Here is a 23,108-nt window from a genome sequence, read left to right as displayed (position 1 = left end):
GGGCTGGCAATGACACATAAACGTGAAATTCAAGGTAATGTAGTAAAAATTTCAGGCGACAAAACGGTAAGCGTTGTTGTTGAACGCCGTGTAATGCATCCACGTTACCATAAAGTTGTAAAGCGCTTTAAAAAGTACTTGGTACATGATGAGCGCAATGAGTTAAAAGTAGGTGATGAGATTGTTGCAGTCGAGTGTCGCCCGCTTTCTAAGACTAAATCATATAGACTTAAAACAGTAATACTAGGAGCACAATAATGATCCAAGCGTTTACTCGTCTCAATGTAGCTGATAATACAGGTGCAAAAGAAGTTATGTGTATTAAGGTACTTGGCGGTTCAAAGCGTCGTTATGCACAGGTTGGTGATGTTATCATCGCTTCTGTAAAAAAAGCGACTCCGACTGCTAAAGTTAAAAAAGGTAAAGTTGTAAAAGCTGTTGTTGTTAGAACTGCAAAAGAGATTCACCGTGAAAACGGTTCTTTAATCCGTTTTGATGATAATGCAGCTGTTATACTTGATGACAAGAGAGAGCCGGTTGGCACTCGTATTTTCGGACCAATCGCTCGTGAAGTACGTTATGGCGGTTTCATGAAAATCGTATCTCTTGCGCCGGAGGTTGTGTGATGGCAAAATTTAATTTCAAAAAAGGCGATACTGTAGAAATTATCGCCGGTGATGATTGCGGAACAAAAGCTACTGTACTTGCAGTATTACCAAAGAAAAACAAGGTAATAGTTGAGGGTTGCAAAATAGCAAGAAAAGCTATCAAACCTACAGAAGAGAACACTAAAGGCGGACATATCAATAAAGAGATGCCGATAGATGTTTCAAATGTTCGTAAAGTGGAGGCATAATAATGGCTCGTTTAAAAGATAAATACTTAAGCTTAAAGCCTGCATTACAAGCAGAATTAGAGATTAAAAACCCTATGCAGATTCCTGCATTGGATAAAGTTGTTATTTCTGTAGGTGCAGGTTTTGCAATGAAAGACAACAAGCTTATCCAAAATATTGAAGATACTATTACAAAAATTGCAGGTCAAAAAGCAAGTACGGTGATAGCTAAAAAATCAGTAGCCGGATTTAAAGTGCGTGAAGGTATGCCAGTTGGTATCCGTGTAACTTTACGTGGTGAAAAGATGTATAACTTCTTCGACCGCCTTGTTTCTATTGCACTTCCACGTGTTAAAGACTTCCGTGGTGTTCCTAGAAACGGTTTTGACGGTCGCGGAAACTACAACTTCGGAATTCAAGAGCAGTTGATTTTCCCAGAGGTTAGTTATGATTCGGTTATGCAGATTCACGGTATGAATATTACAGTTGTAACAACTGCTGATTCAGACAAGGCAGCATTTCTTCTTTTAGAGAAATTAGGTATGCCTTTTAGTAAAGGGAGCAACTAATGGCTAAGAAATCGATGATTGCTAAAGCAGCAAGAGAGCCTAAGTTCAAAGTTCGCGGCTATACAAGATGTCAGGTTTGTGGTCGTCCACACTCTGTCATCCGTGACTTTGGAATCTGTCGTGTATGTTTTAGAAAAATGGCAAATGAGGGATTAATCCCAGGCGTTAGAAAGTCAAGCTGGTAAGCATTACGCCGCCGCTTGAAACTTCTAGTGATTAGCAAAGGAAAAAAATGATTAATGATTTAGTATCGGATGCGTTAACACGCATTCGTAATGCTGGTATGAGAAGACTGGATACTACTACGCTTGTACACTCTAAGAGTATTGAAGCTATGGCAAATATCCTAGTTGAAAAAGGTTATATTGAGAGCTGCAACGTTGTTGAAGACGGCGTTAAAAAAACTATCAATGTTGTATTAAAGTATGCTGACAATGGTAAAAGCGTTATCAATGAAATGAAGAGAATTTCAAAGCCTGGACGTCGTGTTTATAAGGGCAAGGAAGAGATTAAGCGTTTCAAAAATGGTTACGGAACTATTATTGTAAGTACATCACATGGCATTCTACCAAATGACAAAGCGTATGCGCTTGGCGTTGGTGGTGAAGTTATGTGTACGATTTGGTAAGGAGATAACATGTCAAGAATAGGTAAATTACCTGTACAATTTGCAGCTGATGTTAATGTAAGTGCAAATGGGAATGTTATAACTTTTGCTAAAGGCAAAAATAGTGTTGATTTAGATACAAAAGGAAATGTTGCTTTCTCTATTGATGGAAATGTTTTAACTTTTGCTACTCTTTCAGATGCTCGCACACATAGAGCATTTTGGGGAACATATCGTGCACTTGCTGCAAATATCGTAACTGGTTTAACAACCGGATATACAAAAGCACTAGAGATTAACGGTGTTGGTTACCGTGCTGCGGTAAATGGCAAAGTACTCAACCTCCAACTTGGTTTTTCTCATGATATCAACTATGAATTGCCAGAAGGTATCGAAGCAACAGTTGAAAAGAATGTTATTACTCTTAAGGGTCATGACAAGCAAGCACTTGGTCAAGTCGCTGCTGAGATAAGAGCATTCCGTCCACCAGAGCCTTACAAAGGTAAAGGTGTAAAATATGCTGAAGAGACTATCGTGCGTAAAGCCGGTAAAACTTCTAAAAAATAGGAAAGGGGTATAGATGAAAGCAAAAGTATTAAAAAGCAAAATCGCTAATCGCCTAAAGCGTAAGCGCCGTATTCGTGCAAAAATATCTGGTTGTGCTTCACTTCCTCGTGTTTCTGTGTTTCGTTCAAATCGTTATTTGAGTGTTCAAGCTATTGATGATGCAGCTTCTGTAACATTGGCATCTTTAAACTCAAAAGCTATTGGTCATAGTGCAAACAAAGATGGAGCTGCTGCTTTAGGTGCTGCATTTGCTGCAAAACTTAAAGAAGTTAGTATATCTGAGATTGTATTTGATCGTAACGGTTACCAATACCATGGTGTTATCGCTGCATTTGGTGACGCACTTCGTGCAAACGAAATTAAGTTCTAGGGGCTATTATGTTAGAAATCAATAGAGAAGATTTTGAAGAATCAATCGTTAATATAGGCCGTGTTACAAAAGTTGTAAAGGGCGGGCGCCGTTTCCGTTTTACAGCACTTGTAGTAGTAGGTGATAAAAAAGGTACTATCGGTTTTGGTGCCGGAAAAGCTAAAGAAGTTCCGGATGCTATCAAAAAAGCGGTAGATAATGCATTTAAAAACTTAAGCAAAGTAAGTATCAAAGGTACTACTATAGCACATGATGTTGAGCATAAATATAACGCTAGCCGTGTTATCTTAAAACCTGCATCAGAGGGTACAGGGGTAATCGCGGGTGGTGCAACTCGTCCTGTTCTTGAACTTGCAGGTATAAAAGATGTACTTACAAAGTCAATTGGTTCAAATAATCCAGGTACACTAGTGCGCGCAACAGTTGAAGCACTAGGTCGCTTAAAAGGATAGATTATGGGTATTGAAAATTTAACTCCTGCTGAGGGTTCTGTAAAAGATATTAAGAGAGTTGGACGCGGATGTGGTTCAGGGATGGGTAAGACTTCTACACGTGGCGGAAAAGGTCAAACTGCAAGAAGTGGTAACTCAAGAAAGAGAAATTTCGAAGGTGGACAAACTCCGCTTGCAAGAAGATTGCCTAAAATCGGATTTACATCTCGTGTTGTAAAACCATATGTAATCAACGTAGATAAGATTAAAGCAGTTGCAGAGCTGGCTGAGATAACTATGGAGAGTATCCGTGGTGTTCACAAGATGGTTGCATCTGTAACGAAAGTTAAGTTAGTTGGTGCATCTGCAAAAGAGTTGGCATCAAAAATTAAAGACGACAACGTTACTTCAACAGGTAAATAGTCGTGAATAAAAATCTAGTAAATAAGATATTTATTACTATCGGGTTTTTATTTATTTATCGCCTACTGGCATACGTGCCGGTACCAGGCGTTGACACTGCTGTTATAGCTTCATTCTTCGATTCACACCAATCAGACGCACTCGGTTTATTCAATATGTTCAGCGGTAACGCCGTTGAGAGAATGTCTATCATCGCTCTTGGTATTATGCCTTACATCACTGCATCTATCATCATGGAGCTTCTTGCTGCGACATTTCCAAATCTTGGACAGATGAAAAAAGAGCGTGACGGCATGGTAAAATATATGCAGATTATCCGCTATGCAACTATTGCAATAACTATCGTTCAGGCAGTTGGTATAAGTGTTGGACTTCAGAGTTTAACCGGACCAAATGGAAACAGTGCGATTTTAGTCGATCACAACACGTTTATTATGGTTTCGGCTGTTTCGATGTTGGCTGGAACAATGCTTCTGATGTGGATTGGTGAACAAATTACACAAAGCGGTATCGGCAACGGTATCTCATTGATTATTTTTGCCGGAATTGTATCTGCAATTCCAAGTGCAATCGGTCAAACAGTTACAATGGTAAATACAGGTGCGATGAGCTTTTTAACTGTATTGGCAATTCTTGCTCTAATCTTTGGAACAATAGCTGTTATTATTTACGTTGAACTAGGCGAACGCCGTATTCCGGTAACATACGCTAAAAAAGTTATCATTCAAAATCAAAATAAAAGAGTTATGAACTATATACCTATCAAGGTAAACTTAGCGGGTGTTATCCCTGTTATTTTTGCAAGTGCGATATTGATGTTTCCAATGACTGTTTTATCAAGTAGTACAAATCCGACTATTTTGGCAATAGCAGATTATCTTAACCCAAATAGTTACTTTTTTAACTTTATGACATTTGTGTTTGTTGTTTTCTTTGCGTTTTTTTATGCATCGATTACTTTCAACTCAAAAGACATCTCTGAAAATCTTAAAAAACAGGGTGGTTTTATACCGGGGATAAGAACCGGAAATGCTACGGCTGAGTTTTTAAATACAACAGCGAGTAATTTGACCTTTACAGGCGCGCTTTACCTTGGTCTTGTGGCTACGCTTCCTTTTATGATTATTAAAGGAATGGGGGTTCCATTCTTCTTTGGCGGTACCGCGGTTATGATTGTTGTTCAAGTGGCCCTTGATACGATGAGAAAAATTGAAGCTCAAATTTACATGAGTAAATATGAGACACTTAGTGCAGTTGGTCTTTAACTGATGGCCATAGCGCTAAGACAACCAAAAGAGATTGAAAAACTTCGTGCTGCCAATAAAATCGTTGGCGGCGCTCTTGAACTACTGCGTCAAAATACAAAAGTAGGGGCTTCGCTTAAAGAGCTTGATGCCATGGCAGAAGATTATATCCTCTCCCATGGTGCAAGACCATCTTTTAAGGGTCTCTATGGCTTTCCTAACTCTGTCTGCTGCTCACTCAATCAGGTTATTATTCATGGTATTCCATCAGAGTATAAACTTCAAGAGGGTGATATTATCGGCTATGATATTGGCGTAGAGCTTGACGGATGGTTCGGCGATGCCGCAATAACAGTTCCGGTCGGAACGGTTAGTGCTAGAGACGAAGAGCTTATAGCATGTGCAAAGGATACTCTTTATGAAGCAATCGCAGCGATTAAAGTTGGAATGCGGTTTAAAGAGCTCTCTGAAATTTTGGAAAATTCGATTCGATTACGGGGTTTTGTGCCATTGTACAGCTTTTGCGGTCACGGTATTGGCAGAAAGCCGCATGAAGAACCGGAGATTCCAAACTATTTAGAGGGTAAAGATGCAAAAAGCGGACCAAAGATTAAAAACGGTATGGTTTTTTGTATTGAGCCTATGATATGTCAAAAGGATTCAAAACCACTAATCTTAGAAAACAAGTGGGATGTTGTTAGTGCCGATGGTTTACGCGGTTCACACTACGAGCATACTGTTGCAATTGTCAATGGTAAAGCTGAAATTTTATCTATTGCATAAAAAAGGATTAAAATGGCTAAATCGGATGTTATCGAAGTTGATGGCAAGATTATAGAGGCTTTGCCAAATGCAACATTTCGTGTTGAGTTAGAGAACGGACATATTATATTATGCCATATTGCAGGAAAGATGCGTATGCACTATATTAAGATATTGCCGGGTGATAAAGTGAAACTTGAGTTAACTCCATACTCACTAGATAAAGGTCGTATCACTTACAGATACAAATAAGCTATCTTTGATTGAGATAGCTTAGAATGTTTGAGTATTTCTAAATTCTGATATTTCTGTCTCAACCATTTCATTAATCATGATTTTAAAAAGATCAGAAATCATATTTGGGGAGACATCTGCTTTAATGGCAGCGTGGCGAACTTTTTGTAAAATATAATCAACCCTATCCTCGGCTTTGACCTCTTCAATGCTATTTTTAAAAGATGCAGCTTGGCGGACCAAATGACTTCTTTGTGAAATAAGCTCAACAATCAAATCATCAATCTTGTCTATTTCGCTTCTCACCTCTTCAAGGGATGCGCATTTTTTAACTTCTGCCATAGGTACTCTCTCCATTATTTAGTAGGGTATAGTAACAAAAAAGAGACAATAATTTCAATTAGGTTTGATTCTTTTTTTTATCTCTTTTGGCAGATGTGCAAAAGGAAGCGTTTTTGTTTCTGTTTTTGTCTCATTTTCATAAACCGCAACATCTACTGTCATTTTTGCAGGATGAAAACGTAGTACTTTAAAAGTGCTTTTTTGTACAAAGAAAGAGATGTTATACTCAGTTAAATTAATACTTTTTTTCTCTTTTGCCATTTTACTTGAGGTAGATACCCGTCTCTTTTACTTCAATAGTTCCATTATCTTGAAGTGATGTAAGTGAGCGCTTAAACTCTTTTTTGCTGAGACCAAAAACATCTTGAATCAATTCCGCGTCACTTTTGTAGTTATATGGCATACTTCCGCCGCTTTGGCGCAACAATACAAGAATTTTTTCCGCGGAAGCATCTTTTCTCTTCTCTTTGTTTGGCTGCAATGTCAGGTCGATGCAGCCATCTTTTCTCACCGTTTTGATATAGGCTCTCTTTTGCATGCCAAGTTCGATTTTTTCAAATATCTCATTGTGGTATATCAATCCCTCGTAGCGCTCTTGCACAATACATTTATAGCCAAGCGGAGTCTTTGCAATGATAAGAATGCTAACTTCTTTGTGCGGAGATAGACCTTTTGGGCGTTTGTCAAAAAAGTTTCCCAGCTTTTCGCTTCCAACAAGACGATGAGTTTTTTCATCATAGACAACTTTGAGAAATCTTTTTTCGCCAACTTTAAAAGGTGTTTTTTGAAACATATTTGGAACAAAAAGATCCTTTGCAAGACCCCAGTTGACAAAAGCGCCAAAAGGAGCGGTATCAACTACTTCAAAAAGCGCAAAACCATCAAGCATTGCTTTTGGTTTAAGCGTAGTTGCTACAAGCCTATCTTCTGAGTCAGTATATAAAAAAACGTCCACTAAATCATCAATGTACATATTGGGTGTAACATAAGCTTTTGGGAGGAGAACATCTTTCTCATCAAGCGCTTTTAAAAAAAGTCCGTGTGGCGTATCACGGTCGATTTTAAGAGTATTGATATACCCAAGCTCAAGGTGTTTGTTTTGTGGCATCGTAATTCCTTGGTAATTCCGTAACTATATAGAGATATATTGTACCCTTGTTTTGCTTTGATACGCCTATGAAATATTGATTGGAAAAATATGGCATTTTGCAATATTTTTTGTATTTAAAAATTAAAAACAGTACTATTTTTAAAATACACTTCTTGCAAAATCTTGTTTTGTAAGAAGTTGTCTTACTTCAAAGAAGTAAGCTTTAGTCGCCATAGCGAGTGGCGTAAGCGTAGCTAAAGGGATGAGTTCCTTTAGCGTTCAAAATTGAGTTCTGCAAGAACTATAATTAAAGAGGAGAAGGTCTTATGACTTTAGGAAAGTGCCCGTATTGCAATTGCGGAATGATTGAGATAAGGGATAAGGAGATTCAAGGAAAAAAAGTCAAACTATATGCATGTACAAATGCGCACTGGAAAACAGAGGATGGCGAATTGTTTGAGCTAAGAGAAGATGCGTCATGCGGGTTTCGAATCTGGCAAAATGCACTCTCCCGGTATGGAAAATGGCTCTCGTTTAAAGATATAAGAGAGCTTTTGGAAAATCAATCGCTAGAAGTTGAGTTTTTGAGTAAAAAGTATGGTAAAAAAAATTACTACAGCAAAAATATTATTTTGCATCCTGAATACGGTGTAAGTGTTTTATGGGAATAGTGTAAAAAAAATAGCTGATTAAGAAATATAATGTGTAAATAAAAGCAGCTTAATAAATCTTTTACATTTTTTTGTGTATAATCCACATCCGCTTTGCTGTTTTAACAAAAAATAAGAGTGTTTTTATCTCTATAAATATATTTATTAAAGATAAAAGTATTGGTAGATACAAAAAAGATTTACCTAAAAATAGCAAGGAACATGGATTTATTAGGTTTCATTGATTCTTGTACGCTTGTGCGGCTTTGGTGAAGAGATAAAACCGATTAGGTTTTATAAGAATTTATTGTAAGGACTTTCAATGAAAGTAAGAGCTTCAGTTAAGAAGATGTGTGATGACTGTAAAGTCATTAAGAGAAAAGGCATTGTAAGAGTAATCTGCAAAGTTAAAAAACATAAACAGAGACAAGGATAACCATGGCTCGTATTTCAGGTGTTGATTTACCAAAGAAAAAAAGAATAGAGTATGGTCTAACATACGTCTATGGAATCGGTCTATACGCTTCTCGTCAAATTCTTGACGCAACGGGTATTGACTATAACAAAAGAGTTTACGAACTAAGCGAAGATGATGTTGCGGCAATCACAAAAGAGATTCGTGCAAACCATGTTGTAGAGGGTGATCTTCGTAAACAAGTTGCAATGGATATTAAAGCACTTATGGACTTAGGTTCATACAGAGGTCTTCGTCACCGTCGTGGTCTTCCATGCCGTGGTCAAAAAACTAAGACAAATGCGCGCACTCGTAAGGGCAAGCGTAAAACTGTCGGCGCAGCGTAAGGATTAACAGATGGCAAAAAGAAAAGCTGTTAGAAAAAAAGTAGTAAAGAAAAATATTGCACGTGGTATCTGCCACATCTCTGCATCATTTAACAATACTCTTGTAACTATTACAGATGAGATGGGTAACATGATTGCTTGGAGTTCAGCTGGTAGCCTTGGATTTAAAGGCAGCAAAAAATCTACTCCGTTTGCAGCGCAAGCAGCAGTAGAAGATGCAGTAGCAAAAGCTCAAGTACATGGTATAAAAGAACTTGGTATTAAAGTTCAAGGTCCTGGTTCAGGAAGAGAAACTGCAACTAAAGCAGTAGGTTCTATTGAAGGTATCCGTGTAACATTTATGAAAGATGTTACTCCGCTACCACACAATGGATGTCGTGCGCCTAAGCGCCGTAGAGTGTAAGGAGATTAACTTATGGCAAGATATAGAGGCCCAGTAGAAAAAATCGAAAGAAGATTTGGAGTTAGTCTTAACCTCAAAGGAGAGCGCCGTTTAGCAGGAAAATCTGCATTAGAAAAACGCCCGTATGCTCCAGGTCAACATGGTCAGCGTCGTAAAAAACCATCTGAGTATGGTTTACAGCTTAATGAAAAGCAAAAAGCGAAGTTTATGTACGGTATTTCTGAAAAGCAGTTCCGTGCATTATTCGTTGAAGCAAAAAGAAGAGAAGGAAATACAGGTACAAACCTTGTAACTCTAATTGAGCAAAGACTTGACAATGTTATTTACAGAATGGGATTTGCAACAACACGTCGTTTTGCACGCCAGCTTGTAACACATGGTCATATTTTGGTAGATGGAAAGAAACTTGATATTCCTTCTTACCGTGTAAGACCGGGACAAAAAGTTGAAGTTCGTGAGAGCAGCAAAAACAACTCTCAGATAGTTCGTGCTATCGAACTAACAAACCAGACTGGCTTGGCTCCATGGGTTGATATTGATGCTGATAAAAAATTCGGTATCTTTACTCGCCTACCGGAGCGTGAAGAAGTTGTTATCCCTGTAGAAGAGCGTTTAATCGTTGAGCTTTACTCGAAATAATAGTTAAAATAAAAGGCGTAAGAGATATGAAAAAGATTAAAACTACTCCACTTGCTCCTCGAGAATTTGAGGTAGAGCAGATTAGTGAGAATGAAGCAAATATAGTGGCGTATCCGTTTGAAACAGGATATGCTATCTCTTTAGCTCATCCACTTCGCCGTTTTTTGTTAAGTAGCTCTGTTGGTTATGCACCAATAGCTATTAAAATTGAAGGTGCTAAACATGAGTTTGACTCAGTGCGTGGTATGCTTGAAGATATTTCAGATTTTATTTTAAATCTGAAAGAGATTCGTTTTAAGCTGCTTGGCGGTGCTACAGAAGCAGAGATTAATTATAATTTTGCCGGTCCATGCACAATTAAGGGCAGTGATCTTACAAATAATGAAGTGGAAATAGTAACTCCTGATGCTCATCTTGCTACATTAAATGAGGATTCTACGCTTAACTTCAGTATTAGAATCGCTCAAGGCATCGGTTATGTTGCTAGTGAATATACATATGATGAGCTTGAAGATGGTTATATAGCATTAGATGCTTATTTTACACCTGTTCGCAGCGCAACATACAAGATTGAAAATGTACTTGTTGAGGATAATCCTAACTTTGAGAGAGTGATTTTAAATATCAGAACTGATGGTCAGATTTCCCCGCTTGATGCATTTAGAAACTCGTTGGAAGTTATGTACGCACAGTTAGCGGTATTTAACAGCGAAATTAGCGTAAAAGCTCCGGCAGCAATTGAAAGAAGTGAAGAGAATCCGGATCTTAAGAGATTGAGTGCACATATTGACAGTTTGGGTTTAAGCGCAAGAAGTTTTAACTGTCTTGACCGCTCAAACATTAAACTAATTGGTGAAATAGCATTGATGAGTACAAATGATCTTAAAAATGTTAAGAATCTAGGTAAGAAATCATATGATGAAATCGTTGAAAAACTTCAAGAATTTGGATATGAAGTTGGCGGCGATTTAGCAGATGATGTAGTTAGTGCATTAAAAAAGAAAATAGAAGCTTTGTAAGCTAAATAGAGGAATTAGAGATGAGACATTGTCATGGATACCGTAAGCTAGGTCGCACAAGTGCACACCGTGCTGCTTTACTTAAGAACCTTAGCATTTCGTTAATTGAACATGGTAAAATTGAAACTACTGTAGAAAAAGCAAAAGAGTTACGCTCTTATATTGAAAAACTAATTACTGTTGCAGGTAAAGGTGATTCAAATGCTCATAAAGCAGTATTTGCGGCGCTTCAAAGCAAAGAAGCAACAAAGAGCCTAGTAAATGAGATAGCACCTAAGTATGTTGATCGTGCCGGTGGTTATACGAGAATTACTAGAACACGTATCCGCCGTGGTGACGCTACAACTATGGCATTTATCGAATTAGTATAATCTAATTCGATAATCAGCAGGACAGCTCCTGCTGTAAAACTCCACACTTTCCACATTCCAAACTACTTAAGAGAGATAGTATGAGTACTTTTGCATTTGGAACTTACAGAATAAGCGATTCCAATCCACAACATATTCAAGCACTTAAAGAGGCAATACGTTATGGCATAAAAATCATAGATACATCTTCAAACTATATGGACGGCGGCGCAGAGCGTGCCGTAGCAATCGCTCTAGCTGAATTTGACCATGATGTACAAGAAGAGATTGAGATTATAAGTAAGTATGGTTATATTCAAGGTGCGCTTCTTCGAGAGTATCTCCAAGATTCTTCTATTATTGAAAATTCCTATGAAATGGTGAAATATTCACAGGAGTGCTACCACTCTATCTCTAGCTCTTTTATGCGGGAACAACTAACACTCTCGCTTAAGAGACTTAAGAGAGATTCGATAGAGTGTTATTTGATACATAATCCGGAATATTATCTTTTAGATGCTATCAATAGAAGTGTCGGTAAAGATGAGAGACTGGATGGGATGTATGCGAGGCTGCAAGAGGCTTTTGTCGGTCTTGAAAAAGAGATTGAGAGTGGAAGAATCAACTCGTATGGCATTAGCTCAAATAGCTTTGCCCTTCCGGAATCAAGCGAAGAATTTTTGCCGTATGAGGATTTACTGACACTGGCTCAAAATGCGGCAATGCTTGTAGGCAATAAAAAGCATAGTTTTACCACAATTGAGCTTCCGGTTAATATCTTAGAGAGAGATGGACTGAAATGTGCAGCTTGGGCTAAAAAAAATGGACTTCGTGTGTTGGCAAATAGACCACTCAATGCAAAGTACAATAACAAGATGTACCGTTTAGCCGATTATGAAGAGAGCAGAGAGTACTATCACCACTTTAACGAACTTTTAGAGCTTTGTGATAATGAAGAGCTAAAGACACTTTATAATCTTGTTGAACAGCTTGATGCAACAATGTATAAGTTTGACTGGATAGGCGATTATGATATATTTCTTTATACTCAAATTGTTCCTCTTATACGAAAAACGCTAGAAAATATTGATATAAATGAGAGTGAAGAGCTTATCGGTTTTTTGGATACGTATCTTATAGAATATAAAAAAATGGTGGCTTATGAGTGCTCAAAGAGAACGCGGACAGAACTAGAAGATTTTTTTAAAGAGTGTTTTGTCTCAATGCAGGAGTGTGCAATGAGATTTTTAATGCAAACCAAAAATGTCGATGTTATTCTTGTGGGTATGCGAAAGCCGTCTTATGTGCATCAAATTCTTGCCGTGGGAGAATAGGTCATATTTTTTATCGCTTGTTAAGCGATTTTGTCATATCTTATGAAAGCTAATAGTGCGAGTATATATTTTTTTAAAGGGTGGTTATGATTCCATTTACAGATGAAGAGTTAATGAGTCCAGTAGGAAAGGTTATTGACAAAGTTCGTCCGTCTTTAGCGCTTGATGGTGGAGATATAAAATTTATAACAGTGAAAAATTCAAAAGTATATATACAGCTACGTGGTGCATGCATAGGGTGTGCTAGCAGTGGAACTACTCTTAAGTATGGAGTTGAGAGACAATTAAAGATGGATATTCATCCAGAGTTAATAGTGATTAATGTTCCTCTGGGTATGGAAAATGATATAGATAATTTATAAACGGATGTATAAAAAATGGCTATGAGCAAATATAAGACATTAACACAAGCAAAAGAGAGCTTCTCTCGCTCAGATTATAAAAATGCATTAGAGAAGTTTGCTGCTGTTTTGCAAAATTTTCCTAACTCTCAAGAGGCTTATAACGGTGTTATTTTGGCAGAGATGGCACTAAGCGGAGAGGGTGGGGCTGAGGCTCTATTTGACTACTATGAGGTACTAAAAGAAGAGGACAAAGAGCAGGCAGATATTATTATGAGCGAGATACTAAAAAATATGGATGGCTCGTTAGAGAAGCTTAGAGAAGTTTTTGCAGAACCTCTGCGAGATAGAATTGAGTTTGAAGATGGGATTTTATACCAAGATTTTAAAACTCTTGTAGATGAGGGTGGAGATTTTAAAGAAATTTTTGAAAATATCATGTTTTCAACACGTGTTATTATCACGCAAAAAGAGGATTTTATAGATTTTTTAGACAAGCTGATAGAACATGGTTTTGCGGAGATGGCGCTTACATATCTTGAAAATGCCTTGAGTGTTTATCCCAGCGATAAGCTTCTCAGAAAACTTCTCAAAAAATTAGCACAAGGCAAAAAAGTTGAAAATTGAACTTCCAGAGGAAGCGTTTAGGTACATAACAGAAGACTCAAAAGAGTGTGACGCGGAGACGGCATTTGTTTTAACACCGCAAAATGAGAAGTATCTTAAAGATGCAAAAGCGAGAGGTGCACACTCTATTATTAACATTAAAGAGGTAGCAAGACTTTTTGGCATAGATAGGATAAAAATTGTAGGTATTACAGGAACAAATGGTAAAACTACAACCGCAAGTGCCATCTACTCATTTCTTTTGGATTTGGGGTATAAAGCGGCATTTCAGGGAACTCGCGGTTTTTTTATGAACGACAGAACTGTTGAGGGAAAAACACTCACAACGCCGTCACTGCTCAATACGTATAAGCATATATATCAAGCGGTAAGTGAGGGGTGCGAATTTTTTATCATGGAAGTAAGCTCTCATGCAATAGCACAAAAAAGGGTTGAGGGGCTTAATTTTGAACTGAAAATTTTAACAAATATCACGCAAGACCATCTTGATTTTCATAAAACAATAGGCGAATATATAGCTACAAAAAACAGTTTCTTTCAAGATGACGGTAAAAAACTAATCAACAAAGATGAACCAAAGGCATCCTTTGCAATCAAAAATACTTTTACTTATGGGATTGAAAATGCAGCAACTTATAGATTGATAGCTTATTCGCTCAACAACGCAACTAGCGGCATTATACAGCACTTTGGACAAGTCGTTCCTTTTACTTCTGCATTGCATGGTTTTTTTAATCTCTATAACTTAATGGCTGCAATCGCAGCAACGCATCTTTTAAGCGGTAAAAAACTTGAAGAGGTATGTGAAGTGGTTGATAACTTTGCGGGTGTGAGCGGACGAATGGAGCAGGTAAGCGAAGTTCCAAATGTTATCGTTGATTTTGCTCATACGCCTGATGGAATGGCACAAGTTCTTAATGCACTAAAAGAGAAAGAACTTTTAGTTGTTTTTGGTGCAGGCGGAGACAGAGACAGAACAAAAAGACCTTTGATGGGCAGAGTTGCGGCAAGTTTGGCAAAAAAAGTTTATATAACAAGCGACAACCCGAGAAATGAAGAGCCACAAGATATAGTTAATGATATTTTGGAAGGCATAGAAGATAAAAGTATAGTAAGTGTAGAGTTAAACAGAAGAAAAGCCATTGAGATGGCACTTAATGACCAAAAAGAAGATGAAGTTGTTGTTATTCTTGGAAAAGGGGATGAAACCTATCAGATAATATATGAACAGATGTTTCCTTTTGATGATAGAGAAGTGGTAAGAGAGATACTTGCCAGTAAGTAACATAAGAGGTATCCTAAACTTAAATAAATGAACTTATTTGGGCTTATTATCATTTTAGGGTTACTTTTTTGTTACAATTGCAAAATTTTTTAAAAGGAAGGTTTTTATGGGGATTCCTCAGCCGGCATTTTATATATTTAAATGTGAACAATCATCTCCTCCGGGGATGCCTAAGCCATCGTGTGTTAACCCGCAAACGCAGGACTTGTTTCAACATTTGGCACAAAAGTTGATGAAAGAGGGGATTATGGGTACTGTACAGCCGATTCGTACTTCATGCCTTAACCGCTGTCTTGCAGGTCCTGTTATGCTTGTAGAACCAGGGCATTTTATGTATGCCGCACTTACAAAAGAGAAGATTGACAGAATTATCGAGGAGCACCTTATCGGCGGAAACGTTGTCAAAGAGTATTTGATTAGCGAAGATATGTGGGGTGAGCCAATTTCTCCATGTGAGATGAAAAAACAGATGGGAATGTAAAAATGACAATAGAGATGCTGTACAGCAAAATTCATCGCGCTACTGTAACAGATGCCAACCTCAATTATGTTGGTTCTATTACTGTAGATGAGGAACTTTTAGAAGCTTCAAAGATGAGGGTTGGACAAAAAGTTGAAATTTTAAATATCAACAATGGTGAAAGATTTTCAACGTATATTATTTTAGGTGAGCGCGGTAAGAGAGATATCTGCCTTAACGGAGCTGCTGCTAGAAAAGTTCATAAAGGCGATAAAATAATTATCGTTGCGTATGCTACTTATGATGAGAGTGAACTTGCGGCATATAAGCCAAGGGTTGTTTTGGTCAATGAAGACAACGATATAGAAGAAATTTTAGAAGAGATTTAGGCGATGTTTGGAAATTTAGGCGAGATGGGCAAAATGCTTGAGAGCATGCAAGAGAACGCTAAAAAACTTCAAACTGAACTAGAGTCAAAAAATTTTACGGTAAAAAGCGGCGGCGGTATGGTTGAAGTAACCATAAACGGCAAAGGTGAGGTAACAGATATAAATATTGATGACTCACTTCTTGAAGATAAAGACGCTCTGCAGATTTTACTTATCGGTGCCATAAATGATGCTAACAAGATGGTAGAAGACAATAGGCAAAATAGTGCTTTGGGTATGCTAGGCGGCATTAACCCTTTTGGGAGCAAGTAGGTGCTTAGGCTATTAGTAGCGCTGCACCTCTTTTTTTTAAGCCTTTATGCATGTCAAGACGGTTTGGACTCTTGCAGACAAAAAGTAGTAGATTCTGAGTCAATTGTAGAACAAACAGTTCAAATTCCTCTTAAAAACAATCAAAGATTAGTTTTTTCCGCAACTCCACCAAATGCAAAAATCATAAAACATGATTCATATCTTTCCCTTTATCTTATAGAGGATGAAAAAAAATTCAAATATCCATTTCTTATAAACATGAACGTAGCTCTTGGTCTGATAGGTGTCGATAACAAACGGGTTGTAGAGGGCAAAATCGTAAAAAAACAGATCGGTTTAAACACTCTTGCAACCTTCAGTGAACCACTATCAGCACCTAGCCTTCTTCTAAATAGCTGCTGTGTATTAGAGGGGATTGTAACTGAGCGCGGCATCATAGAAAAAGAGTATATAGAGAGATTTTTAAAGACAAAAGAGGTCTCTTACGGCGATATAGGTATTAGAGTAAAAGATGAAAACGGAGCTGTTGTTGTGACAAGTTCTAACCCTTTCATTCAAGGCAATCTTATCCAAGTGGGAGATATTGTACTTGAATTTGATGGCAAAAAGGTCAAAGAGAGTGCGCAGTTAATGCGAGATATACTTTTTAGTCCTATAGGTTCTAAGCACACTTTGAAGGTTAAAAGAGCTGATAAAGTAGCCGTGCATAAAGCAGCTACACAAAAAAGAGCCGGCGGAGGATACAAAGCTGATGTGTTTTTAGAGTTTTTAGGACTCTCTTTTGATAAAAATCTACAAATAATAAATATTGAGAGGCATGCGGCGCGCTACGGTTTAAAAACAGGCGATAGATTGATGCAGATAAATAAAAAAGACTTAAGAGCTTATGATGATATCTTTACACAGATAAATAAGCCAAAAAATGAGGTTAATCTTCTATTTGAAAGAGAAAATTTTCAGTTTTTTGTGAAACTAAATTAGATACAATTTCGCATGCAAAACTTTGAGAATTTTTTACTAAATCACTTACCGACTTCTAAGAGCATTCATCCGACTTACGAGAAAGCACTCCAAAAGATGCTTATTGCAGGTGGGAAAAGATTTCGTCCGGCACTTCTTTTGAGTGTCGTCAATGCATATAATCCGCTATTGGTTGGCGGAGCATACTATGGTGCGTATGCTATAGAGCTTCTACACACATACTCCTTAATTCATGATGATTTACCTGCAATGGATAATTCGCCGCTTCGACGTGGAGAACCGACACTTCATGTTGCTTTTGACGAGGTAACTGCCATCTTGGCGGGTGATGCACTCAATACCTACTCCTTTGAAGTTTTATGTGACGCTCCTTTTTCAGATGCTACAAGGGTGGCACTCATGAGAGAGCTTGCTGTTAATGGCGGTTTGAACGGCATGGTGCTTGGACAAGCGATAGACTGTTATTTTGAAAACAAACCGCTTGACATAGAGGATGTAAGAGTTTTGCATATTAACAAAACTGCAAAATTGATTGCCGCATCACTTAAGATGGGAGCAATTATTATTGGCGATGAAAAGCTGGGAGAACGACTTTATGAGTTCGGGATAAAACTTGGACTTCTTTTTCAGATTCAAGATGATATTTTGGATGTAACGCAAAGTAGTGAAACAGCCGGAAAACTCACAAATAACGACGAAGCAAAAAATAGTTTTGTAACGCTTCTTGGTCTTGGCGTGGCTATGAATGAAGCAAACGAGTTGGCGCAAGAAGTCACAGAAGAGCTTGAGAGTTTTGATGCAAAGCTCAAAGATGAGCTTTCACCTCTTTTAACACACTATATCAACAGACATAGATAAATCAAATAAAGGTAACAAATATGGACAACAATATGATGCGCCAAAAAATGGCAGATACGATTAGATTTTTAGCGGCAGATATGGTGCAGCAGGCAAACTCCGGACATCCCGGTGCACCGATGGGGCTTGCAGATATTGCAGTAGTTTTAAGCGAACATCTAAACCATAATCCAAAAAACCCATCTTGGTTAAACCGCGACAGACTTGTTTTTTCCGGCGGGCATGCGACAGGGCTTATCTACTCGCTTTACTATCTTTGGGGGTATGGCCTCACTGTTGATGATTTGAAAAACTTTCGCCAACTTGACTCAAAAACTCCGGGGCATCCAGAATTTGGACATACCGAGGGGATTGAAATCACAACCGGTCCGCTTGGGCAAGGTATAGCCAATGCGGTTGGTTTTGCAATGGCTTCAAAGTTTGTCGGTGCACAAGTTAATTCTGAGACAGCAAAAGTTATTAACCACAATGTTTACTGCTTGTGCGGTGACGGAGATTTGGAAGAGGGTGTGAGCTATGAGGCATGTTCTATCGCTGGACACAACAAACTTGACAATCTCATACTTATTTACGACTCCAACCGCATCACCATTGAGGGTTCAACGAGTTTAAGTATTAGTGAAAATATTCGTCTTCGTTTTGAATCGCAAGGCTGGGATGTTTTGGAGTGTGACGGTCATAATTTTGATGAGATTGACAGCGCAATCACTACTGCAAAATCCAACTCTAAGCCTACCATCATCATCGCAAATACGACTATCGCAAAAGGTGCAGGCAAACTTGAAGGCTCTCACCACTCTCACGGTGCTCCGCTAGGTGGCGATGTTATCTCTGAGGCAAAAAGTGCTTGTGGATTTGATGCGCAGAGATGTTTTCACGTAGATGAAGATGTGATGACTCGCTTTAGATGTGCAGTAGAAAAGGGTGACTTGTTAGAACGTGAGTGGATTCACTCTCTTAAAACTCTTCCGCTTTCAGAGCAAAATGAGGCTTTGGCAGCTCTGCAAAATCCTGATTTTTCCCGTATCCAGTGGCCTGCTTTTGAAAAAGCTGATGCAACGAGAAATACAAACGGCAAAATCTTAAATGCAATCGCAAAAGCGCTTCCTTGTTTTTTAGGCGGCTCTGCAGATCTTAGCCCGTCAAACAAAACCGAACTTGTTGATATGGGTACTTATCCAAAGGGAAGAAATATCTACTTTGGAATCCGTGAGCATGCAATGGCTTCAATTACCAATGCAATCGCTCTTTATGGGCCACTCATGCCATTTTCAGCTACGTTCTTTGTCTTTTCTGATTATCTCAAACCGGCGGCACGCATCGCAGCTCTATCTGGCATTCAGCACTTCTTTATTTGGACGCATGACAGTATTGGGGTAGGCGAAGACGGACCGACACACCAGCCTATTGAGCATCTAAGCCAATTCCGTGCGCTTCCAAACTTCTATGTTTGGAGACCGGCTGACGGCGTGGAAAATGTAGAAGCTTGGAAGGTGGCGCTAGAGATGAAAAAATCTCCGTCTGCTTTCGTCTGCTCAAGACAAAATCTTTCAGTTCTTCCTTCTCCGATAAAAGGGAGTGTAGCTCAGGGCGGATACTTGCTTGCCAGTGATGCAGATGCGACTATAACTCTTATGGCAAGCGGCAGCGAAGTGGAGCTTGCTCTTAAAGTAAAAGATGCGTTAAATGTAAAAGGTGTTAAGGCAGATGTTGTTTCTGTTCCGTGTTATGACCTTTTTATAGAGCAAGAAAAATCTTATATAGATTCAGTTATCAAATCACAAACTAAAAAAGTGGCTATTGAAGCAGCCCGTGGTTTAGAGTGGTACCGCCTAGCAGATGAGGTAATCGGTATGGACACATTCGGCGCTTCGGCTCCCGCAGACAAGCTTTTTGTAAAATTTGGTTTCTCTGTGGAAGCAGTTTTGGCAAAAATCATCTAAATCTCGTAAGGGGCAAAACGCCTCTTGCTCTCTTGATTCTTCTCTCAAATATTTAATTTTTCTTATATTTAAATTCTATCATGTTACAAAATAGACTAGTTTGCGGAAAATTTAATAAATTTTGTTAAAAATAGATAAATATTTTTGTTTTTAAGTATAAAATAAAACATTTAAAATTATAAGGAGTTATATATGAGATGGTTGTCACTGTTGATTTTAGGAGTTTCACTTAGTTTTGGAGCAGTAGATATTAACAAAGCAAATAAAACGGAGCTTATGACACTCAATGGCGTTGGAGAGGCAAAAGCAAATGCTATTTTGGAGTATAGAAAGAAGCACAACTGTTTTAGTAAAGTTGACGAGATTAAAGAGGTAAAAGGGCTTGGAGATAAGTTTTTGCAAAAAAACAGAATCAATATGACGGTTAGCAGCTGTAAAAAATAGGTTATTAGCGGAGATGCTCCTTTAAAAAGCACCCAACGCCATAAGGCTTTTTGGAATAAAACTTTTTGCCATGCTCTACCAAAAGAGCATGGAACTCCTGATAGACTTTTAGAAGTTCTTTCTCATCGTTGATGCACTCTTTTAGCGAACTCTCCATAAGCTTCTTTATTTCGCAATAACTGTTTTTTTGCTCTATAATCCCAAGCGCAAGCAGTATGCGTTTTGTGTAAGCATCGACTTTAAACTCTCTTTGATTGTAACCGTACAATAGCATGGAATCAGCAGTCTCTTCCCCGATACCAACAACATCTAAAAGCGCCTCACGTGTTGGAGTTGCACCATAAAGAGTGGTATAAAATTTGGTAAACTCCAAAATGTACCTTGCTTTTTGGTTAAAGTATCCCGATGGTCTTATGGCTTCTTTAAGTTCGTTAATGTCCATTAATAAGATTGCAGAAGCGCTAATGGCGTTTTTTGCATATAGATTATTCAAAGATTTTACTACAGAAGTAAATGTTGTATTTTGTGTCAATATAGAACCCAAACAAACTTCAAAGACCTCATTTTCATCTCTTGGAAAACTGTAGTCTTGTTTATGGTATCCATACCCGATGATAGGCCACCATCCCTGAGCTCCATATTTTTTATACAATAGCTTATAGATTTTATATATTTTGTTCATAGATAAGAGAGTATCTTGACACCGATAAAGATGATGCCTAAAAATAGAAGAGAGGAGATAAAAACAAGCGCAGTGACGATTTTTGGTTTACACTCGTATAGTGAGGCAAAATTTACATTGGCAATGGCAAGAGGGACTAAAATTTCTATAAAAATAATCCCTTTTATCATTGAGTCAAGTTCAACAAAAGAGAGTATGATAAATGCAACAGCAGGTAAAAAAAGAAACTTTATGCCCATAACCCATAGCGTAAGCATTTTGCTAATCTCACTTATTTTCGTGCCATATAGATAGATACCAAATAAAAGAAGCTGCATAACAATGGAAGCATAAGCTCCCATCATAAGAGTTTTCATAATCTCTTCGCTTGGCTTATAGCCATAGATGCTAAGCAAAATCGCCACCATCGCCGCCCACAGGATGGGAAGCTTGATAATGTTTGTGAGTGATGTTTTTATATCAAAACTTCCTCTTGAGTAGTAGTAAACACCAACAGTATAGACTATAAAGACATTCATAAGATTGATAACGGTTGTGTATGGAATCGACTCCTCGCCGAAGATGGCTATGTTAAGCGGAATGCCGAGATTGCCCGTATTGCCTATAATTGCGGCAACTGTTGCTATAGAGTACTCTTTTTGATCTCGAAACAACTTTTTTGCAAAGAGTGCTGCAAGTAGTAAAACCAAAAGAGTGATAAAAAGATAGATGGAGGGTGCAAAAATAAGCGTTACATCGACAGGACGGATAAGAAGTCCCCAAAATGTAAGAAAAACCTGTAAAAAATAGACATTAAGAAGCGTGATAGTTTTGTCATCAATCCTCTCTTTGAAGCTCATTTTTGCAACAAAACCGATGACAATAAATATATAAATAGCCAGAATGGAAAATAGTATTGAACTCATTGGGGGATTATAGCAAATAGAGTATAATTTCACACCAAAATAGGGGATGGTTCTATGCAAACAATAGAAGATATAGACAAGAGTATAAAAGAAAATCGGGCGGTAATGCTTTACTTCTCAGCCCCGACATGCAACGTTTGCCACGCACTAAAACCAAAACTTTTAGAAGCGATTGAGAGTAATTTCAGGGAGTTTAAGATTCTTAGTATCGATACTTCTGTGGAGCAGGAGATAGCGGCATACTTTAGTGTTTTTACTATCCCTACGGTTCTGCTCTTTTTAGATGGGCGTGAGTTTTTAAGAAAATCACGCCACATGAGCGTAGATGAGGTTGTACGGGAGATTAAGCGACCTTATGAAATTATGATGAGCTAATACCAAACTCAGCTAACTATTGCTACTTCATAAAAGCAATAAGAGAAGCCGTAACTGCAACATTAAGAGACTCAACACCTCTGTTCATTGGAATAGATAGAGAGTCGTTGCAAAGTTTTTCAATCTCTTTTGAAACACCCTCACTCTCGTTTCCAAGCACAAAAATTGATTTTTCACTTCTTTGTATATTGTATATACTGTTTTTTGCATGCGAAGAAAGCAGATAGATTTTTGCCTCTTTTAGCTCTCTTAAAACTTCATCAAGAGTGTTGCAGTAGTAGATAGGAACTCTAAAAAGCGTTCCGGCACTCGCTTTTATAACAAGTGGAGAGATTTTTGCACTGTTTTTTTTAGGAAGAATAATTCCATCGACATAACCAGCTGCACATGAGCGGATAATCATCCCCAAGTTTTGAGGATTTTGGATACCATCAAGCGCAAGAAGTTTAAAACTTTTGAGGTTTTTTATCTCGTTTGCATTTTGGTAGGAGGAAGCAATTATATCGACAGCTACTCCTTGATCTTGTTTTGCGTTTTTGCTGATTCTGCTGAGTGCGGCTTTATCGTGATAGGCGACTTCTATATTTCTCTCTTTTGCAAGTTTAAGAATCGTCTCAATCACACCATCAGGCTTGTTTGAGTTTGCCATATGTACCTTATGTACCTCAATGCCGCTCTCTTGCAAAACTTCTACGACGACATTTCTGCCGTAAAGTGTTATGATTTTTTCAAAATATGCTTTCTTCTTTTTGTACTCTTGTGAATCTTCCAAAAACAACCCTCTTTTTATTAGTTACTATCTCTTACTTATGATTCTACACTATTTTTCCTGTCGA

Annotated in this window: 38 protein-coding genes; 32 read left to right on the top strand and 6 right to left on the bottom strand. The window is 38.1% G+C overall.

What is annotated here, in order from left to right; genetic code table 11:
• The first annotated feature begins 9 nt into the window (after positions 1-9).
• The 13 genes from rpsQ to infA are packed head-to-tail and all read left to right on the top strand — an operon-like array spanning position 10 to position 6,060.
• On the top strand, positions 10-258 hold the full coding sequence (rpsQ, locus tag PHY84_RS07980; protein ID WP_299858853.1) for a 30S ribosomal protein S17: 249 nt from the start codon (positions 10-12) through the stop codon (positions 256-258).
• Complete coding sequence (rplN, locus tag PHY84_RS07975; protein ID WP_299858852.1) at positions 258-626, top strand: 50S ribosomal protein L14; 369 nt, start codon at positions 258-260, stop codon at positions 624-626. Before rpsQ ends, rplN begins: the two co-directional genes overlap by 1 nt.
• The gene (gene rplX / locus PHY84_RS07970) at positions 626-856 is read left to right on the top strand and encodes a 50S ribosomal protein L24 (RefSeq protein WP_299858851.1); all 231 of its coding nucleotides are present in this window, start codon (positions 626-628) and stop codon (positions 854-856) included. Before rplN ends, rplX begins: the two co-directional genes overlap by 1 nt.
• Positions 857-858: 2 nt before the next feature.
• Positions 859-1,404: a 50S ribosomal protein L5 gene (gene rplE / locus PHY84_RS07965; protein WP_299858850.1), complete on the top strand. Its 546-nt coding sequence runs from the start codon at positions 859-861 to the stop codon at positions 1,402-1,404.
• Positions 1,404-1,589: a type Z 30S ribosomal protein S14 gene (locus PHY84_RS07960; RefSeq protein ID WP_299858849.1), complete on the top strand. Its 186-nt coding sequence runs from the start codon at positions 1,404-1,406 to the stop codon at positions 1,587-1,589. Before rplE ends, PHY84_RS07960 begins: the two co-directional genes overlap by 1 nt.
• Before the next feature lie 47 nt (positions 1,590-1,636).
• The gene (gene rpsH, locus PHY84_RS07955; protein WP_299858848.1) at positions 1,637-2,032 is read left to right on the top strand and encodes a 30S ribosomal protein S8; all 396 of its coding nucleotides are present in this window, start codon (positions 1,637-1,639) and stop codon (positions 2,030-2,032) included.
• A gap of 9 nt (positions 2,033-2,041) precedes the next feature.
• Entirely contained in the window at positions 2,042-2,578 is a 537-nt protein-coding gene (gene rplF / locus PHY84_RS07950; RefSeq protein WP_299858847.1) for a 50S ribosomal protein L6, read from the top strand.
• A 13-nt stretch (positions 2,579-2,591) separates the two neighbouring features.
• Complete coding sequence (gene rplR / locus PHY84_RS07945) at positions 2,592-2,948, top strand: 50S ribosomal protein L18 (protein WP_299858846.1); 357 nt, start codon at positions 2,592-2,594, stop codon at positions 2,946-2,948.
• A gap of 8 nt (positions 2,949-2,956) precedes the next feature.
• Complete coding sequence (gene rpsE / locus PHY84_RS07940; RefSeq protein ID WP_299858845.1) at positions 2,957-3,400, top strand: 30S ribosomal protein S5; 444 nt, start codon at positions 2,957-2,959, stop codon at positions 3,398-3,400.
• A 3-nt stretch (positions 3,401-3,403) separates the two neighbouring features.
• On the top strand, positions 3,404-3,802 hold the full coding sequence (gene rplO / locus PHY84_RS07935) for a 50S ribosomal protein L15 (RefSeq protein WP_299858844.1): 399 nt from the start codon (positions 3,404-3,406) through the stop codon (positions 3,800-3,802).
• Positions 3,803-3,804: 2 nt separating this feature from the next.
• Positions 3,805-5,067: a preprotein translocase subunit SecY gene (gene secY, locus PHY84_RS07930; protein ID WP_299858843.1), complete on the top strand. Its 1,263-nt coding sequence runs from the start codon at positions 3,805-3,807 to the stop codon at positions 5,065-5,067.
• A gap of 3 nt (positions 5,068-5,070) precedes the next feature.
• The gene (map, locus tag PHY84_RS07925; RefSeq protein ID WP_299858842.1) at positions 5,071-5,829 is read left to right on the top strand and encodes a type I methionyl aminopeptidase; all 759 of its coding nucleotides are present in this window, start codon (positions 5,071-5,073) and stop codon (positions 5,827-5,829) included.
• A gap of 12 nt (positions 5,830-5,841) precedes the next feature.
• A complete protein-coding gene (infA, locus tag PHY84_RS07920; protein ID WP_008338996.1) occupies positions 5,842-6,060 on the top strand; it encodes a translation initiation factor IF-1 in 219 nt (72 codons plus the stop codon).
• Positions 6,061-6,081: 21 nt separating this feature from the next.
• Here the strand turns inward: infA and PHY84_RS07915 are convergent, their stop codons facing one another.
• From PHY84_RS07915 to PHY84_RS07905, 3 genes are read right to left on the bottom strand one after another with little or no spacing between them, the layout of a single operon-like run.
• Positions 6,082-6,384 (bottom strand): chorismate mutase, encoded by a 303-nt coding sequence (locus PHY84_RS07915; RefSeq protein ID WP_299858841.1) that lies wholly within the window; start codon positions 6,382-6,384, stop codon positions 6,082-6,084.
• Between the two features lie 54 nt (positions 6,385-6,438).
• Positions 6,439-6,645, bottom strand: coding sequence for a hypothetical protein (locus tag PHY84_RS07910; protein ID WP_299858840.1), 207 nt, complete (start codon positions 6,643-6,645; stop codon positions 6,439-6,441).
• A gap of 1 nt (position 6,646) precedes the next feature.
• Positions 6,647-7,492, bottom strand: coding sequence for a S1-like domain-containing RNA-binding protein (locus tag PHY84_RS07905; RefSeq protein WP_299858839.1), 846 nt, complete (start codon positions 7,490-7,492; stop codon positions 6,647-6,649).
• A gap of 308 nt (positions 7,493-7,800) precedes the next feature.
• Between PHY84_RS07905 and PHY84_RS07900 the strand changes: the two genes are divergently transcribed.
• From PHY84_RS07900 to PHY84_RS07815, 18 genes are all read left to right on the top strand, one after another.
• Entirely contained in the window at positions 7,801-8,145 is a 345-nt protein-coding gene (locus PHY84_RS07900) for a hypothetical protein (protein WP_299858838.1), read from the top strand.
• 301 nt (positions 8,146-8,446) lie between these two features.
• The gene (rpmJ, locus tag PHY84_RS07895) at positions 8,447-8,560 is read left to right on the top strand and encodes a 50S ribosomal protein L36 (RefSeq protein WP_008338806.1); all 114 of its coding nucleotides are present in this window, start codon (positions 8,447-8,449) and stop codon (positions 8,558-8,560) included.
• A gap of 2 nt (positions 8,561-8,562) precedes the next feature.
• Entirely contained in the window at positions 8,563-8,925 is a 363-nt protein-coding gene (rpsM, locus tag PHY84_RS07890) for a 30S ribosomal protein S13 (protein ID WP_299858836.1), read from the top strand.
• A 10-nt stretch (positions 8,926-8,935) separates the two neighbouring features.
• Positions 8,936-9,328: a 30S ribosomal protein S11 gene (gene rpsK, locus PHY84_RS07885; RefSeq protein WP_299858835.1), complete on the top strand. Its 393-nt coding sequence runs from the start codon at positions 8,936-8,938 to the stop codon at positions 9,326-9,328.
• 12 nt (positions 9,329-9,340) lie between these two features.
• Positions 9,341-9,967, top strand: coding sequence for a 30S ribosomal protein S4 (gene rpsD, locus PHY84_RS07880; protein WP_299858834.1), 627 nt, complete (start codon positions 9,341-9,343; stop codon positions 9,965-9,967).
• Between the two features lie 26 nt (positions 9,968-9,993).
• Positions 9,994-10,986: a DNA-directed RNA polymerase subunit alpha gene (locus tag PHY84_RS07875; RefSeq protein WP_299858833.1), complete on the top strand. Its 993-nt coding sequence runs from the start codon at positions 9,994-9,996 to the stop codon at positions 10,984-10,986.
• Positions 10,987-11,006: 20 nt separating this feature from the next.
• A complete protein-coding gene (rplQ, locus tag PHY84_RS07870) occupies positions 11,007-11,357 on the top strand; it encodes a 50S ribosomal protein L17 (protein WP_299858832.1) in 351 nt (116 codons plus the stop codon).
• A gap of 80 nt (positions 11,358-11,437) precedes the next feature.
• Positions 11,438-12,670: an aldo/keto reductase gene (locus PHY84_RS07865; protein ID WP_299858831.1), complete on the top strand. Its 1,233-nt coding sequence runs from the start codon at positions 11,438-11,440 to the stop codon at positions 12,668-12,670.
• Between the two features lie 86 nt (positions 12,671-12,756).
• Entirely contained in the window at positions 12,757-13,032 is a 276-nt protein-coding gene (locus PHY84_RS07860; protein WP_299858830.1) for a NifU family protein, read from the top strand.
• Between the two features lie 21 nt (positions 13,033-13,053).
• Positions 13,054-13,638, top strand: a complete 585-nt coding sequence (locus tag PHY84_RS07855) for a hypothetical protein (protein ID WP_299858829.1) — start codon at positions 13,054-13,056, stop codon at positions 13,636-13,638.
• Entirely contained in the window at positions 13,628-14,923 is a 1,296-nt protein-coding gene (locus tag PHY84_RS07850; RefSeq protein ID WP_299858828.1) for a UDP-N-acetylmuramoyl-L-alanyl-D-glutamate--2,6-diaminopimelate ligase, read from the top strand. Before PHY84_RS07855 ends, PHY84_RS07850 begins: the two co-directional genes overlap by 11 nt.
• A gap of 106 nt (positions 14,924-15,029) precedes the next feature.
• Entirely contained in the window at positions 15,030-15,404 is a 375-nt protein-coding gene (locus tag PHY84_RS07845) for a (2Fe-2S) ferredoxin domain-containing protein (protein WP_299858827.1), read from the top strand.
• Positions 15,405-15,406: 2 nt separating this feature from the next.
• The gene (gene panD / locus PHY84_RS07840; RefSeq protein ID WP_299858826.1) at positions 15,407-15,772 is read left to right on the top strand and encodes an aspartate 1-decarboxylase; all 366 of its coding nucleotides are present in this window, start codon (positions 15,407-15,409) and stop codon (positions 15,770-15,772) included.
• Positions 15,773-15,775: 3 nt separating this feature from the next.
• A complete protein-coding gene (locus tag PHY84_RS07835; protein WP_299858825.1) occupies positions 15,776-16,084 on the top strand; it encodes a YbaB/EbfC family nucleoid-associated protein in 309 nt (102 codons plus the stop codon).
• Positions 16,085-17,065, top strand: coding sequence for a PDZ domain-containing protein (locus PHY84_RS07830; RefSeq protein WP_299858824.1), 981 nt, complete (start codon positions 16,085-16,087; stop codon positions 17,063-17,065). It begins immediately after the preceding gene.
• A 12-nt stretch (positions 17,066-17,077) separates the two neighbouring features.
• Positions 17,078-17,923 carry a polyprenyl synthetase family protein gene (locus tag PHY84_RS07825; RefSeq protein WP_299858823.1) on the top strand — a complete coding sequence of 282 codons (846 nt, stop codon included), beginning with the start codon at positions 17,078-17,080 and terminating at the stop codon, positions 17,921-17,923.
• Between the two features lie 20 nt (positions 17,924-17,943).
• Positions 17,944-19,866: a transketolase gene (gene tkt, locus PHY84_RS07820; RefSeq protein ID WP_299858822.1), complete on the top strand. Its 1,923-nt coding sequence runs from the start codon at positions 17,944-17,946 to the stop codon at positions 19,864-19,866.
• Between the two features lie 192 nt (positions 19,867-20,058).
• The gene (locus PHY84_RS07815) at positions 20,059-20,310 is read left to right on the top strand and encodes a helix-hairpin-helix domain-containing protein (protein WP_299858821.1); all 252 of its coding nucleotides are present in this window, start codon (positions 20,059-20,061) and stop codon (positions 20,308-20,310) included.
• A 4-nt stretch (positions 20,311-20,314) separates the two neighbouring features.
• Here the strand turns inward: PHY84_RS07815 and PHY84_RS07810 are convergent, their stop codons facing one another.
• Entirely contained in the window at positions 20,315-20,992 is a 678-nt protein-coding gene (locus PHY84_RS07810) for an endonuclease III domain-containing protein (RefSeq protein ID WP_299858820.1), read from the bottom strand.
• Positions 20,989-21,897, bottom strand: coding sequence for an AEC family transporter (locus PHY84_RS07805; RefSeq protein ID WP_299858819.1), 909 nt, complete (start codon positions 21,895-21,897; stop codon positions 20,989-20,991). Before PHY84_RS07805 ends, PHY84_RS07810 begins: the two co-directional genes overlap by 4 nt.
• Positions 21,898-21,951: 54 nt before the next feature.
• Between PHY84_RS07805 and PHY84_RS07800 the strand changes: the two genes are divergently transcribed.
• Positions 21,952-22,272, top strand: a complete 321-nt coding sequence (locus PHY84_RS07800) for a thioredoxin family protein (protein WP_299858818.1) — start codon at positions 21,952-21,954, stop codon at positions 22,270-22,272.
• A 22-nt stretch (positions 22,273-22,294) separates the two neighbouring features.
• Here the strand turns inward: PHY84_RS07800 and rlmB are convergent, their stop codons facing one another.
• Positions 22,295-23,044, bottom strand: a complete 750-nt coding sequence (rlmB, locus tag PHY84_RS07795) for a 23S rRNA (guanosine(2251)-2'-O)-methyltransferase RlmB (RefSeq protein ID WP_299858817.1) — start codon at positions 23,042-23,044, stop codon at positions 22,295-22,297.
• Positions 23,045-23,108 lie beyond the last annotated feature (64 nt).

Origin of the sequence: Sulfurimonas sp. (genome assembly GCF_028694605.1) — a bacterium.
In the GTDB taxonomy this organism is placed as follows: domain Bacteria; phylum Campylobacterota; class Campylobacteria; order Campylobacterales; family Sulfurimonadaceae; genus Sulfurimonas.
This window is presented reverse-complemented; position numbering and strand designations above follow the sequence as displayed.